This is a genomic window from Saccharopolyspora taberi (assembly GCF_039534165.1).
GTDB lineage: Bacteria > Actinomycetota > Actinomycetes > Mycobacteriales > Pseudonocardiaceae > Saccharopolyspora_D > Saccharopolyspora_D taberi.
The window spans coordinates 25,271-38,820 of the sequence record NZ_BAAAUX010000014.1; the positions used below are offsets into that span (position 1 = coordinate 25,271).

Consider the following 13,550-nt stretch of genomic DNA (forward strand, 5'->3'; position numbering starts at 1 on the left):
CCTGGCAGTCGGCTCCGAGGCCGCCCAGCGATTTGCCCGCCGCCGCGCCGTGATCGTTCCAGTCCGGGGCAGGGGCTGGGAAAACCCGGAGCGGGCCGATAGGTTCGACCAAAGTGCCGACCCGGGAGGCCGCCGATGACGACCACCGACACCGCGCACCCGTTGCGGGCGCTGCTCCCGCCGGAGTGCGTGATCGTCGACCCCGACGTGCTGGCGGCGCACCGCCACGACCGGGCCAGCTTCTGCGCCGCGGGCACCCCGTCGGTGCTGGTCCGCGCCAGGTCCACAGAGGACGTTTCGGTCGTGCTGCGGTGGGCGGACCAGAACCGGGTGCCGGTCGTCGCGCAGGGCGCCCGGTCGGGGCTTTCCGGCGCGGCCAACGCGATCGACGGCTGCGTCCTGCTGTCGCTGGAGAAGATGGACCGCATCCTGGAGATCGACACCGCCGAGCAGATCGCGGTGGTGCAGCCGGGGGTGGTCAACGGAGTGCTGGCCGCGGCTGCGGGCGCCGAGGGCCTGTTCTACCCGCCCGACCCGGGATCGCGCGGCATCTCCACCATCGGCGGCAACGTGGCCACCAACGCGGGCGGCATGTGCTGCGTGAAGTACGGCGTGACCGGCGACTTCGTGCGCGGCCTGGAGGTCGTGCTCGCCGACGGCCGGGTGCTGCGCACCGGCCGCCGCACCGCCAAGGGCGTGGCGGGCTACGACCTGACCCGGCTGATGGTCGGATCCGAGGGCACGCTGGGGATCGTCACCGAGATCACCGTGGCGCTGCGCCCGGCGCACGCCCGGCCGCTGACCGCGGTCGCGTTCTTCCCGACGATCGTCGACGGCTGCCGGACCGTCGCGGGCTACCTCGGTGCCGGTTACCGCCCGTCGGTGCTGGAGTTCATGGACCGGCCGACCGTCGACGCGGTCACGCGCATCGCCGACCTCGGGTTCCCGGACGGCATGGGCTCGATGCTGATCGCGCAGTCCGACAGCGGCGAAGCCGCGCGGGCCGAGCTGGCGGCGTTCGAGCGGGTGGCCCGCGAGTGCGCCGCGATGGACGTGGTGGTCGCCGACGACCCGGAGGAGGGCGACCTGCTGATGCACGCCCGCCGGCTGGTCGCCGACGCGCACGCGAACCTGGGGCCGCACCTGGTCGACGACGTGTGCGTCCCGCGCGGGCGGCTCGTCGACCTCGTCGAAGGGCTGCACCGCATCTCCGACCGGTACCGGGTGCGGGTGCTGTGCGCGGGCCACGCCGGGGACGGCAACATGCACCCGGTGGTCGTCTTCGACGCGGGCGACCCGGACGAGACCGCACGGGCGCACGAGGCGTTCGACGCCGTCATGGCGCTGGGGCTGGAGCTGGGCGGCACGATCACCGGCGAGCACGGCGTCGGCCACCTCAAGCGGCACTGGCTGGGCGAGGAACTGGATCCCGCCGCGCTGTGGGCGCAGCGCGCGATCAAGCGCACCCTCGACCCGAACGGCATCCTCAACCCCGGCCGGGTGCTGCCGCCGGAGTGAGCTCAGTCGTGCTCGTAGGCTTCGTCCTCGGGCACGGTGCGGTGCTGCTCGGCCAGATCGGCCGGGTTCGCCTCGGCGGGCAGGTCGGTCGGCAGCTGGTCGTTCTCGTCGAGCGGTTCCTCGGCCTCGCGGGCCTGTTCGACGGCGTCGGCTTCCGGCGTTTCGGGATCCATGCTTCCTCCCGCGGTGGGGTGTCGGCTGGGGGTCGCTGGCGGCCCAACGCCACGGTATCGACTCCGGCAACCCGCCGCCGCACCGTGCGCCGGTCAGTCCAGGGGCGGGAACTCCGGCGGCCTGCGCTCCAGGTAGCTGCGCACGCCCTCCTGGAGGTCGGGGCGGCGGAAGGCGGCGATCATGCGCTCCCGGGAGTCCGCGTTCGCGGTGTCCAGGCCGCTGTCGAGGCCGGTGTAGATCTGCTGCTTGATCTCGGCCATCGAGGCGGGCGAGCACTCGGTGGCGAGCTTGTGCGCGTAGGCCAGCGCGGCACCGAGGACCTCGTCGGCGGGCAGCGCGCGGTGGACCAGACCGAGCCGGGCGGCCTCGGCCCCGGTGAACGTGCGCGCCGACAGCAGCAGGTCGAGCGCGTTGCCGACGCCGACGAGCCTGGGCAGCAGCCAGGCGATGCCGTACTCGGCGACGAGCCCGCGCCTGCTGAACGCGGTGGTGAACTTCGCGTCGTCGGCGGCGAACCGCACGTCGGTGAACAGCGCGGCCACCAGGCCGATCCCCGCTACCGGGCCGTTGACCGCGGAGATGACGGGCTTACGAAGCCGGATCGGCAGCGACAGCGGGCGTTGGTCGGAGTCGAAGCTGTCGGCGTCCACCGCGGCGAGGGCGGCCATGTCGGCACCGGCGCAGAACCCGCGCCCGGCGCCGGTGAGCACGACGGCGCGGACGGCGGGATCGCGGTCGGCCCGCTCCAGCAGGTCGAAGTACCGCGCCTGCATGGTCCGGGTCCACGCGTTGAGGCGGTCCGGCCGGTTGAGCGTCAGCAGCAGCACGGAGTCGCGCTGCTCGGCCAGGACCTCGTCGGTCGGATCTTGCGGCACGTGATCACCTCCGGCGATGGTTCCAGCAAGCTACCCAGGGACGTGTGCGGGCTCAAGGTGCTTGGCGTTGACCGGCCATGGGAGAACTCCCGCAACGGGTCCCGACGTCGGCGGTCGTTGCGATAATCGCGGTCTGCGAGCCTGGAGCAGCCGTGCTGAGCTGAACCAGCAGAACCCCGCCGCAACCGTGGAGTCGACGTGGCCGAAGCCGAACGCACCCGGACCGCGACCGGGAGCGAGCCCGACCGCCGCTGGCAGGCGCTGGCGATCTGCCTGATCGCCGGGTTCATGACGCTGCTCGACGTCAGCATCGTCAACGTCGCGCTGCCGTCGATCCAGCAGGGCCTGCACGCGCCGCCGGTCGCGCTGGCCTGGGTGGTCTCGGGGTACGCGCTGACCTTCGGCCTGGTGCTGGTCCCGGCGGGCAGGCTCGGCGACGACCGCGGGCGCAGCCGGATGTTCGTCCTCGCGCTGCTGGCCTTCACCGCCGCGAGCGCGCTGGCGGGCTTCGCGCAGAACGCGCTGTGGCTGGTCGTGGCGCGGCTGCTGCAAGGCGCGGCGGGCGGACTGCTCAACCCGCAGGTGCTCGGGCTGATGCAGCAGCTGTTCCACGGCCGGGAGCGGGGCAAGGCGTTCGGGCTCTTCGGCGCGGTGGTGGGACTGTCCACCGCGGTCGGGCCGCTGCTGGGCGGGCTGATCATCCAGTTCGCCGGCGCCGAGCACGGCTGGCGCTGGGTGTTCTTCGTGAACCTGCCCATCGGCGCGGCCGCGCTGCTCTACGCCATGCGGGTGTTGCCGCGCGACCGCACCGACGGGCAGAACCGCAGCCTGGACCTGGTCGGCGTGCTGCTGCTGGGATCCGGGTTGCTGTGCCTGCTGCTGCCGCTGGTCGAGCACACCGGCTCGCCCTGGTACCTGCTGCTGCTCGCACCCGTGCTGCTGGGCCTGTTCGCGCTCTGGGAGAACTGGTACCGGGCGCGCGGGCGCGCTCCGCTGGTGAACCTGCGGCTGCTGCGGATCCGCAGCTACTCCTTCGGCACCCTGCTCGGGCTGCTCTACTTCGGCGGGTTCACCAGCATTTTCTTCGTGCTGGCGGTCTACTTCCAGCGCGGGCTGGGGTACACGGCGCTCGGCGCGGGCCTCGCGATGACCCCGTTCGCGGTCGGCTCGGCGATCTCGTCGGCGGTCGGGGGGCGGTTCGTGCACCGGTTCGGCCGGAAGCTGGTGCTCGCCGGACTCGTCGGAGCGCTGGCCGGGCTGCTGGCGACCGCCCTGCTGCTGTCCACGCACCTGGGCCCGGCGGCCGGGCTGGTCACCGCCGGCCCGCTGCTGCTGGCCGGGGTGGGCAGCGGGATGGTGATCTCGCCGAACCAGACCGTCACCCTCAGCGAGGTCGACACCGCGCACGGCGGGACCGCCGCCGGGGTGCAGCAGACCGCGCAGCGCATCGGAACCGCGCTGGGCACCGCCGCGGCTTCCGGCCTGTTCTTCAGCGCGTTGCAGACCGGTGGTTACGACGAGGCGATCTCCAGCGGCATGGTCGTGTCGGTGTGCTTCGTGGCCGCCGCGCTCGTGGCCGGTGTCGCCGAACTCGTGCTGGAGTCCCGGCGCGAGGTTCAGCCGACGGCGAGCCGGGAGCGGCGGCGGCCGTAGCCGAAGTAGATCACCAGGCCGAGCACCAGCCAGGCGCCGAAGCGCAGCCAGGTGATGACGTTGAGGTTGGACATCAGGTACAGGCACAGCAGCGCGGCCAGGACGGGCAGCCAGGGCGAGAGCGGCACCCGGAACGGCCGCTCCAGGTCGGGGCGGCGCGCGCGGAGCACCGGCACGGCCAGGGTGACGATGAAGAAGCCGGACAGCGCCCCGATGCTGACCATGTCGGCGAGCTCGGCGATCGGCACGAACCCGGCCAGCAGCATGATCACCAGTGCGCCGCCGATGGTCATCCGGTGCGGGGTGCCCCAGCGCGGGTGCACCTGCGAGAGCTTGCGCGGCAGCAGGCCGTCGCGGCTCATCGCGAAGCCGATCCGGCCGATGGTGACCAGCTCGACCATCATCACCGAGGTCAGGCCGGTGATCGCGCCGAGCGCGATGAGCGCGGCCACCCACGGCAGCCCCACCGCCTGGAACGCCGCGGCCAGCGGTGCGCCCTCGTCGATCTGCCGGTAGTCGGCCATCGCCGTGAGCACCAGGGCGACCGCGACGTAGAGCAGGGTGCACACGGCGAGGCTGCCGAGCAGCCCGACCGGCAGGTCGCGGCGCGGGCGGCGGGTCTCCTCGCCGAGGTTGGCCAGCGCCTCGAAGCCGGTGTAGGCGAAGAACACGATCGCCGCGGCGGTGAGCACCCCGCCGAAGCCGTAGGCCGACTGCTCCATCCCCAGCAGCACCTCGACGAGCGGCTGCTCCATCGGACCGGCGCCCTCCGCGGCGGGCTGGGCGGGCGGCACGAACGGAACGAGGTTGGCGCCCCGGACGAAGAACAGCCCGGCGACGATCACCAGCACGCACACCGCGACCTTGACCACGACCAGCGCGTTGGTGACCCAGGCGGACTCGCGGATGCCCGAGACGGCGACCGCGGTGAGCACCGCGATGATCACCATCGCGCCGATGTTGACCGGCGCGTCCTCGCCGAACAGCTCCGGCGGCAGCCCCAGCAGGTTCGACACGTAACCGGACCAGCTGCGCGAGACCACGGCGGCGCCGAGGGCGAACTCCAGCAGCAGGTCCCAGCCGATGATCCAGGCGAGCAGCTCGCCCACGGTGGCGTAGGCGTAGGTGTAGGCGCTGCCCGCGGTGGGAACAGCCGAGGTCAGCTCGGCGTAGCAGAGCGCGGCCAGCGCGGCGACCACGCCGCCGATGACGAACGAGAGGACGACGGCGGGTCCGGCGTGCTGCTTGGCCTCGATGCCTGCCAGCGTGAACACGCCGGTGCCGATGATGATCCCGATGCCGAAGCCGACCAGGTCCACCCCGCCGAGTCGCCGGACCAGACCGCCTTGCCTGCCGCGGGTCAGGACGTCCTCGACGGGCATGGTGCGAAACAGGCTCACGGGCTAGCACCGTACGGCGAACTGATGTCGACGGCATAACGTCCGCGAGGTGAATCGGTCGCGTTCGGATGGCCCGGGAACCAGCAGCGGTGCCGGTCGAACCGGCGGCACCGCTGCTGCGGACCTCAAGCCGGAGTCGACGAGGTGTCCCGGTCCCACACCCGGTGCCGGGCGAGCAGCGAGGCGAACTCCGCGATGAAGTTCGGCGGCAGCCCACCGCCGGTCCCGGCTGCGGTGACCACGCCGAGGTCGGTCACGACGCCGTCGCCCTCGGACGCCTGACGACCGCTGTCGGCGCCCGCCCGGTGCAGCAGCGTCAGCCCCTCGTCGCTGGCCGCGACAGGCTTGTGGTGCTTGTATGCCTCGGCCACGAAGTGCACCGCGTACCCGTCGGCCGACAGCGCCCGAGCGCTCTCCTCGCCGCCGGGGACGATCACGCCGTCGTAGAGCACCGACGACATCGTCGTCACCGCCCGGTCCACCTCGACCTCGGCCGAGTCGGTGCCGCGGACCTTCCCGTCGTGCAGCCCGAGCACCTCGGCCAGCGCGCCGCGTTCGGACAGCCCGCGGCGGATCTGCTCGACCTCGGTCGCGTCGACGCCGTCGGCCACCAGCACCGCGACCCGGCGGCTGATGATCGAGTCCATCGCGGTGTGCGACTGGCTGAGCGCGGGCGAGCTCCTGCCGTGGTTCGGCGTCACCGCCTCCGCGGGCGGGGCGACCCCGATCCCCTCGGCGACCGCCACCGCCAGGTCGTGGTCGATGTGGTTGATCTGGTCCACCGCGCGTTCGCGGACGTGGGTGTGGTCGACCTTGCCCAGCTCGAACCGGAACGCCGCGATGATGTGCTGCTTCTCCCAGGGCGCCATGCTGTTCCAGAACAGGGTGGCCTGGCTGTAGTGGTCCTGGAAGCTCGGGCTGCGCCTGCGGATCTTGTGCCCCTCGACCTTCTCCTGGTGGTGCTCGAACGCGCCGCTGCCGCCGACCACCGGGCAGCCGCCCGCCAGGCTGTTCTCCGAGTAGCTCGTCCGTCCCTTGTGGACGCGTTGCTGGCCGTAGCCGTCCCGCTGGTTGTTCGACACCTCCGCCAGCGGGCGGTTCACCGGGAGCTGCGCGAAGTTCGGCCCGCCCAGCCGGATCAGCTGGGTGTCCAGGTAGGAGAAGTTGCGCGCCTGCAGCAGCGGGTCGTTGGTGAAGTCGATGCCCGGGACGACGTTGGCGGTGTGGAAGGCGACCTGCTCGGTCTCGGCGAAGAAGTTGTCCGGGTTGCGGTCGAGCACCAGCCTGCCCACCGGCCGCACCGGCACCTGCTCCTCCGGGATGATCTTGGTGGCGTCCAGCAGGTCGAAGTCGAACTCGAACTCGCGTTCCTCCTCCACCAGCTGCACGCCCAGCTCCCACTCCGGGTACTGGCCCGCCTCGATGGCCTCCCACAGGTCCCGCCGGTTGAAGTCGGGGTCCTTGCCCGCCGCCTTCTGGCACTCGTCCCACACCAGCGAGTGGGTGCCCAGCAGCGGACGCCAGTGGAACTTCACGAACGTGCCCCTGCCCTCGGCGTTGATCAGCCGGAAGGTGTGCACCCCGAAGCCCTGCATCATCCGGTAGCTGCGCGGCAGCGCCCGGTCCGACATCAGCCACATGATCATGTGCAGCGTTTCCGGTTGCAGGCCGACGAAGTCCCACAGCGTGTCGTGCGCGGACGCGCCCTGCGGGATCTCGTTGTCCGGCTCCGGTTTCACCGCGTGCACGAAGTCCGGGAACTTGATCCCGTCCTGGATGAAGAAGACCGGCATGTTGTTGCCGACCAGGTCGTAGTTGCCCTCCGCGGTGTAGAACTTCGTCGCGAAGCCGCGGACGTCGCGGACGGTGTCGGCCGAACCGCGCGAACCGGCGACGGTGGAGAACCGGACGAAGACCGGGGTGCGCTGACCGGGGTCGGTGAGGAACCCGGCGACGGTGTAGTCGGTCAGCCACCGGTCGTAGGGCTGGAAGTGGCCGTAGGCGCCCGCACCGCGCGCGTGCACGACCCGCTCCGGGATCCGTTCGTGGTCGAAGTGCGTGATCTTCTCGCGGGCGTGGAAGTCCTCCAGCAGCGTCGGCCCCCGCTCGCCGGCCTGCAACGAGTCGTCGGTGTGGTCGATCCGCACGCCCTGCTGCGTGGTCAGCCGGGTGTCCCGCGGATCCTGGCGGACCTGTTCGAGCTGCTCGTTCTTGTCCCGGTACTGCATCTGGAAACCCCCGATGGCCGTTCGGTTCCCGCCAGGACTTCCCCGCGGCGGCCCGGGCTATGCCCGGCTCAGCCGAAGAAGGGCAGCTGGTGGATCAGCTCCGGTGCGGCGGCGACGATCAGGAAGTGCAGCCCGCGCCCGGCCAGGCTCGCCAGCAGGTACTGCGCGATCCGGATTCCGGCCGCACCGGCGGCGAAACTCATCAGGGTGAACGGCGGAAGACCCGGGATGGCGCTGACGAACAGCACCCCGACGCCCCACCACGGGCGCTGCTCGACGCGCTGGTGGAACCGCTGCATCCAGTCCGCCCAGCGGCTGCCCTTCCTGGCCCTGGTCATCCGGCCGAGTCGCTCCCCGAGCGTGAAGCTGCCCTTGCCCGCGAGGTAGAACAGCGTCTTGCCGGTGACCTGGCCGACCGCCGCGGCCAGTCCCAGCGCCCACCAGGCGGGGCCGGTGCCGCTGGAGATCACGCCCAGCAGGTACAGCTCGATGTTGACCAGGGGGAAGACGCTGCCCAGCGCGGCGGTGCCCGCCGTGGCCAGCAGCCAGCCGATCATCGGCGCCCGCCGTGGTCGAGGGGGCGTCGGGCAGGCATCGGCAGTACTCCGTGAATGGGAACGGGGACGGCTAGAGGCTACCGGGGTGACCTCGGGTTCAGTCCTCGGCGTCGGGGTCCCAGTTCAGCAGCCGGACCGTGCTGACCGTGCCCAGGTGCCAGCGCATCGCGGCGGCCGCGGTGTCCGGTTTCCGCTCCCGGATGGCCTCGGCGATGCGTTCGTGCTGGGCCAGCGACTCCGACGGCCTGCCCGGCTGGCGCAGCGACTCCACCCGGCTCTCGGCGATCTCGGCCGCGATCGCGCGCATGAACTCGGCGATCAGCGAGCTGCGGGCGGCCGCGGTGATCGCGGCGTGGAACCGCTCGTCACCGGCCTCGCCCCGGTCGCCGGCGGCGATCTGCGACCGCATGTCGTCCAGGGCGTTGTCGATCTCGGCGAGGTCGGCTTCGGTGCGCCGTTCGGCGGCCAGCTCGGCGGCCTTGGTCTCCAGCGCCTCGCGCGCCTCCAGCACGTCGGGCAGCCGACGCCGGCGGGCGACGAGTTCCTCGACCGGCTCGGTGTCCAGGCTCGCCTGCCGCAGGTAGGTGCCGCCGCCGTGGCGCACCTCGACCAGGCCCTGCACCTCCAGCACGACGATCGCCTGCTTGACCGACGCGCGGCTGACGCCCAGCCGTTCGGCCAGTTCCCGCTCCGGTGGCAGCCGGTCGCCCGCGCCGAGCCCGGTGGCCGAGACGTGCTCGCGCAGCCGCTGGACCACCTGCTCGTAGAGGCGGGGGCGGGGGAGCGGGCGCAGGGCCTCGGACACGTTCGGACGCCTTCCGGTGAGGACGATCGGTGGCCAGGTTAGCACTGGCCGTGTGGCCAAGTGGATGAGCCAATTTTGCCCGGAAGCTTGACCTGGGACTCGCTCGATCGCAAAGTGGTTCAGCCAGTGAGCCAGTGTGCTCCCGGTCACGGAGGAGGGGCAGTGCGGCCCGAACTCATCTCGATCCTTGCGCTGGTCGCCTGCTTCGCGGTGGCGACCACGATGTCGGTGAACATGGGCGTGCTCGCGTTCGCCGCCGCGTTCCTGGTCGGCACGCTCGCGGGCGGGCTGTCCGACGACGAGATCTTCGCCGGGTTCCCCGGGGACATCTTCGTGGTCCTGGTCGGGGTCACCTACCTGTTCGCGATCGCCCGCGCCAACGGGACCACCGACTGGCTGGTGAGCTGGGCGGTCCGGCTGGTCGGCGGCCGGATCGCGGTGCTGCCGTGGGTGATGTTCGGCATCGGCGCGCTGCTGACCGCGATCGGCGCGGTCAGCCCGGCGGCCTGCGCCATCGTCGCGCCGGTCGCGCTGAACCTGGCCGCCCGGCACGGGATCAGCCCGCTGCTGATGGGCGCGATGGTGGTGCACGGGACGCAGGCGGGCGGGTTCTCGCCGATCAGCGTCTACGGCGTGATCGTCAACGGCGTGGTCGCGAGCAACCACCTGCCGGGCAGCCCGCTGGTGCTGTTCGCGGGCAGCTTCGCGGTGAACCTGGTGATCGCGGGCGTGGTGTTCGCCGCGCTGGGCGGCCTGCGGCTGGTCCGGGCGGGAACGCCGGACGGGCGGGGAGCGCCGGCGGGGCAGGAAGCGTTGGAGGGGCGGGGAGCGCCGGAGGGACCGGGAGCGGCCACCGCGCCGGTCGTCGGGGAGGGTCTGCGGCTGAACCGGGACCGGCTGTGCACGCTGCTCGGGCTGGCCGGTCTGGTGGCCGCCACGCTGGGCCTCGGGCTCGACGTCGGGCTGGTCGCGATGACCGTGGCGGTGCTGCTGACGCTGCTGTCGCCCAAGGCCGCCGCGGGCGCCGCTTCGGAGGTCACCTGGCCCACGGTGCTGCTGATCTGCGGGGTGCTCACCTACGTCGGCGTGCTCCGCGAGATCGGCACGATCGACTACGTCGGGCACGCGGTCGCGGGCGTCGGCGTGCCGCTGCTGGCGGCCCTGCTGCTGTGCTACATCGGCGGGCTCGTCTCGGCGTTCGCCTCGTCGGTCGGCCTGATGGGCGCGCTGATCCCGCTGGCGGTGCCGTTCCTGAACGCGGGCAGCGTCGGCGCTGTCGGAATGGTCACAGCGCTGGCGGTGGCCGCGACGGTGGTCGACGTCAGCCCGTTCTCGACCAACGGCGCGATCGTGCTGGCCAACGCCAGGGGAGTGGACCGCGAGGTGTTCTTCCGGAGGCTGCTCGGCTACGGCGCGGTGGTGACCGCGGCGGCTCCGCTCGCGGTGTGGGCGGTGTTCGTCGTCCCGAATCTGGGGTGAGACTGACGTGGTGGAGGTGCGAATGAACGACCAGGTGCTGTTCCCGAAGCTGAGGACTCCCGACGGCGCGGAGGCGCTGCGGTTCGGCGACCGCGCGCTGGACTACCGCGCGCTGGCGTCGGCGGTGGCGGCCGTGGCCGCGCGGATCGGCGGTGCGCGTCGCGTCGCGGTGTGGGCGTCGTCGGACCCCGAGACCTGCGTGGCGGTGCTCGGCGGCCTGGCCGCCGGGGCGGCGGTGGTGCCGGTCAACCCGAAGGTGGGGGAGCGGGAGCTCGCGCACATCGTCGGCGACAGCGAGCCCGAACTCCTGCTGGCAGCACCCGGCTTCCGGGCGCCGGAGGGATTCGGGGACATCCCGGTCCACGAGGTCGACATCGCCGCCGAGGGCGGCGAGCTCCCGCCGGAACCAGGCGAGGACGAGCCCGCGCTGATCGTCTACACCTCCGGCACGACCGGCCCGCCCAAGGGCGTGGTGCTGCCGCGCCGGGCGATCCGGGCGAACCTCGACGCGCTGGCCGATGCGTGGCAGTGGACCGGGCGCGATGTCCTGGTGCACGCGCTTCCGCTGTTCCACGTGCACGGCCTGATCCTGGGAACCCTCGGCCCGATCCGCCTCGGCGGCACCGTGCACCACCTCGGGAAGTTCTCCTCGCAGGGCGTCGCCGACGCGCTCGCCGGCCCGGCGACGATGCTGTTCGGCGTGCCGACGATGTACCACCGGCTGGCCGACGACGCCGAGCGGGACGAGCGCATCGCGCGCGCCGTGGGCGAAGCGCGGCTGCTGGTGTCCGGCTCGGCCGCGCTGCCCGCCGTCGAGCACGAGCGGATCGAGCGGCTGACCGGCCAGCGCGTGGTCGAGCGCTACGGCATGAGCGAGACGATCATGAACTGCGGCGTGCGCGCCGACGGCGACCGCAGGCCCGGTTACGTCGGGCTGCCGTTCGCAGGTGTCGAGCTGCGGCTGGTCGACGACGACGGCGAGCCGATCGAGGTCAGCGACGACGAGACGGTCGGCGAGATCCAGGTGCGCGGGCGGAACCTGTTCACCGGCTACCTCAACCGGCCGGACGCCACCGAGGCCGCGTTCACCGACGGCTGGTTCCGCACCGGCGACGTCGCCACCCGTGCGCCCGACGGCTACATCCGGATCGTCGGCCGCCGCGCCACCGACATCATCAAGAGCGGCGGTTACAAGATCGGCGCTGGGGAGATCGAGAACGCGCTGCTGGAGCACCCGGCGGTCGCCGAGGTCGCCGTGACCGGAGAGCCCGACCCCGACCTGGGGGAGCGGATCGTGGCGTGGGTGGTGCCCGCCGCCGAGGTGCCCGAGCAGGACCTGGTCGACCACGTGGCCCGGCTGCTCACCCCGCACAAGCGCCCGCGCGTGGTGCGCTTCCTGGAAGCGTTGCCGCGCAACGAGATGGGCAAGGTCAGGAAGAAGGCGCTGGCTTGAGCGTCCGCGAGCTGGCCGGGGCGGTGGCGCGGGGTTTCGAAGCCTTCCCACCGCCCGAGGTGCGGCACGCGCCGGACGGGCCGCTGGGTTGGCCGGGTTACGACGAGCAGCTGGCCCGGGCGCGCGACCGGACCGGCGCGGACGAGTCCGTGCTGTGCGGTCGCGGCACCGTTGGGGACCTGCCCGCGGTGCTCGTCGGCTTCGAGTTCGGGTTCCTCGGCGGATCGATCGGCGAGGCCGCAGGCGCGCGCGTGGTGGACGCGTTCGACCGGGCGGCCGAGCTGGGGCTGCCGGTGATCTCGCTGGTCGCCTCCGGCGGCAGCCGGATGCAGGAGGGAATCCGCGCGCTCGCCCAGCTCCAGCGCATCGCGGCGGCGTGCCTCCGGGCGAACAGGGCGCGGATTCCGCACATCGCGGTGCTGCGCAACCCCACGACGGGCGGGATGTGGGCGTCGCTGGCGGCGAACGCGGACGTCGTCCTGGCCGTCCCCGGCGCGGAGGTGGCCTTCGGCGGCAGCCGCGTGCGGGATCCCGGTGCGACCGGCGAGCCATTCACCGCCGAGGGCAAGTTCGCCGACGGACAGGCGGATCGGCTGGTCGGCGAAGCCGAACTGCCAACGGTCCTGGCCGAACTGGTCGCGCTGCTGCACGCCCGTTCCGCCGAACCCGCCGAGCTTCCCGAGGCGCTCCCGCGCGATCTGCCCGGCACCGGCTGGGAAGCGGTGAACCGCGCCCGCGCCGCCGACCGTCCCCGCGCGGCGGAGTACCTCGACCGCCACTTCGCGCGCCGGTTCGCGATCAGCGGCGACCGGGCGGGTGGCGTGGATCCGGGGATGCTCTGCGGATTCGGCGAGCGCGACGGCCGCACGGTCGCGTACGCCGCGCAGACCGGCACGGCCAACACCCCGGCCGGATTCCGCACCGCCGCGCGGCTGATCCGGCTCGCCGACCGGCTGGGCATCCCGGTGCTGACCCTGGTCGACACGCCGGGCGCGGACAACAGCGCGGCGGCGGAGCGGGCGGGCGCCGGCCCGGCGATCGCGGAGCTGTTCGGCGCGGTGGCGCGGGCCAGGGTGCCGATCACGACGCTGGTCGTCGGCGAGGGCGGCTCCGGCGGGGCGCTGGCGCTCACCGCGCCGGGCCGGACGTGGATCACCGCCGACGCCTACTTCGCGGTCATCGCTCCGGAGGCGGGCGCGTCGATCCTCAAGCGCGACCCGGCCGAGGTGCCCGAGATCGCCGGGCGGATGCGGCTGCGGCCGCAGGACCTGCTGGAACTGGGTTTCGTGCGGGGCGTCGTGGGCTGAGCTGGTACGCGGTGATCAAGGCCACCGGGGCGGATGTGAATCCGTGTCCTAAACTCAGGCTAGCCTGACCAAGGTAAGGCTTGCCTGAGTTGAGAGATGCG

11 protein-coding genes are annotated in these 13,550 nt (G+C 72.6%); 5 read left to right on the forward strand and 6 right to left on the reverse strand.

The features are described from left to right. Positions 1 to 135 precede the first annotated feature (135 nt). Complete coding sequence (locus tag ABD691_RS14200) at positions 136 to 1,518, forward strand: FAD-binding oxidoreductase (RefSeq protein ID WP_344680131.1); 1,383 nt, start codon at positions 136 to 138, stop codon at positions 1,516 to 1,518. Positions 1,519 to 1,520: 2 nt separating this feature from the next. On the opposite strand, the gene ABD691_RS14205 is transcribed toward ABD691_RS14200, so the two are convergent. Then, a complete protein-coding gene (locus tag ABD691_RS14205) occupies positions 1,521 to 1,691 on the reverse strand; it encodes a hypothetical protein (RefSeq protein WP_344680132.1) in 171 nt (56 codons plus the stop codon). 93 nt (positions 1,692 to 1,784) lie between these two features. Next, positions 1,785 to 2,567, reverse strand: coding sequence for an enoyl-CoA hydratase-related protein (locus ABD691_RS14210; protein ID WP_344680133.1), 783 nt, complete (start codon positions 2,565 to 2,567; stop codon positions 1,785 to 1,787). A 198-nt stretch (positions 2,568 to 2,765) separates the two neighbouring features. Here ABD691_RS14210 and ABD691_RS14215 point away from each other — a divergent pair, with 198 nt between their 5' ends. Continuing rightward, positions 2,766 to 4,220 carry an MFS transporter gene (locus ABD691_RS14215; RefSeq protein ID WP_344680134.1) on the forward strand — a complete coding sequence of 485 codons (1,455 nt, stop codon included), beginning with the start codon at positions 2,766 to 2,768 and terminating at the stop codon, positions 4,218 to 4,220. On the opposite strand, the gene ABD691_RS14220 is transcribed toward ABD691_RS14215, so the two are convergent. From ABD691_RS14220 to ABD691_RS14235, 4 genes are all read right to left on the reverse strand, one after another. Next, the gene (locus ABD691_RS14220; RefSeq protein ID WP_425565103.1) at positions 4,184 to 5,602 is read right to left on the reverse strand and encodes an amino acid permease; all 1,419 of its coding nucleotides are present in this window, start codon (positions 5,600 to 5,602) and stop codon (positions 4,184 to 4,186) included. The genes ABD691_RS14215 and ABD691_RS14220 overlap by 37 nt on opposite strands. A gap of 143 nt (positions 5,603 to 5,745) precedes the next feature. Next, entirely contained in the window at positions 5,746 to 7,848 is a 2,103-nt protein-coding gene (locus ABD691_RS14225; RefSeq protein ID WP_344680136.1) for a catalase, read from the reverse strand. Positions 7,849 to 7,916: 68 nt separating this feature from the next. Then, on the reverse strand, positions 7,917 to 8,405 hold the full coding sequence (locus ABD691_RS14230) for a VTT domain-containing protein (RefSeq protein ID WP_344680137.1): 489 nt from the start codon (positions 8,403 to 8,405) through the stop codon (positions 7,917 to 7,919). Between the two features lie 97 nt (positions 8,406 to 8,502). Continuing rightward, positions 8,503 to 9,210: a FadR/GntR family transcriptional regulator gene (locus ABD691_RS14235; protein ID WP_344680138.1), complete on the reverse strand. Its 708-nt coding sequence runs from the start codon at positions 9,208 to 9,210 to the stop codon at positions 8,503 to 8,505. A gap of 162 nt (positions 9,211 to 9,372) precedes the next feature. Here ABD691_RS14235 and ABD691_RS14240 point away from each other — a divergent pair, with 162 nt between their 5' ends. From ABD691_RS14240 to ABD691_RS14250, 3 genes are read left to right on the forward strand one after another with little or no spacing between them, the layout of a single operon-like run. Beyond that, positions 9,373 to 10,689 carry an SLC13 family permease gene (locus ABD691_RS14240; RefSeq protein WP_344680139.1) on the forward strand — a complete coding sequence of 439 codons (1,317 nt, stop codon included), beginning with the start codon at positions 9,373 to 9,375 and terminating at the stop codon, positions 10,687 to 10,689. 22 nt (positions 10,690 to 10,711) lie between these two features. After that, positions 10,712 to 12,142 (forward strand): acyl-CoA synthetase, encoded by a 1,431-nt coding sequence (locus ABD691_RS14245; protein WP_344680140.1) that lies wholly within the window; start codon positions 10,712 to 10,714, stop codon positions 12,140 to 12,142. After that, the gene (locus tag ABD691_RS14250; RefSeq protein ID WP_425565084.1) at positions 12,139 to 13,449 is read left to right on the forward strand and encodes a carboxyl transferase domain-containing protein; all 1,311 of its coding nucleotides are present in this window, start codon (positions 12,139 to 12,141) and stop codon (positions 13,447 to 13,449) included. Before ABD691_RS14245 ends, ABD691_RS14250 begins: the two co-directional genes overlap by 4 nt. Positions 13,450 to 13,550 lie beyond the last annotated feature (101 nt).

Excerpts from the sequence above, each read along its gene's own strand:
- ABD691_RS14220 (WP_425565103.1), bottom strand. The coding sequence starts at position 5,602 with ATGCCCGTCGAGGACGTCCTGACCCGCGGCAGGCAAGGCGGTCTGGTC.
- ABD691_RS14245 (WP_344680140.1), top strand. The coding sequence starts at position 10,712 with ATGAACGACCAGGTGCTGTTCCCGAAGCTGAGGACTCCCGACGGCGCG.
- ABD691_RS14230 (WP_344680137.1), bottom strand. The coding sequence starts at position 8,405 with ATGATCGGCTGGCTGCTGGCCACGGCGGGCACCGCCGCGCTGGGCAGC.
- ABD691_RS14200 (WP_344680131.1), top strand. The coding sequence starts at position 136 with ATGACGACCACCGACACCGCGCACCCGTTGCGGGCGCTGCTCCCGCCG.
- ABD691_RS14225 (WP_344680136.1), bottom strand. The coding sequence starts at position 7,848 with ATGCAGTACCGGGACAAGAACGAGCAGCTCGAACAGGTCCGCCAGGAT.
- ABD691_RS14205 (WP_344680132.1), bottom strand. The coding sequence starts at position 1,691 with ATGGATCCCGAAACGCCGGAAGCCGACGCCGTCGAACAGGCCCGCGAG.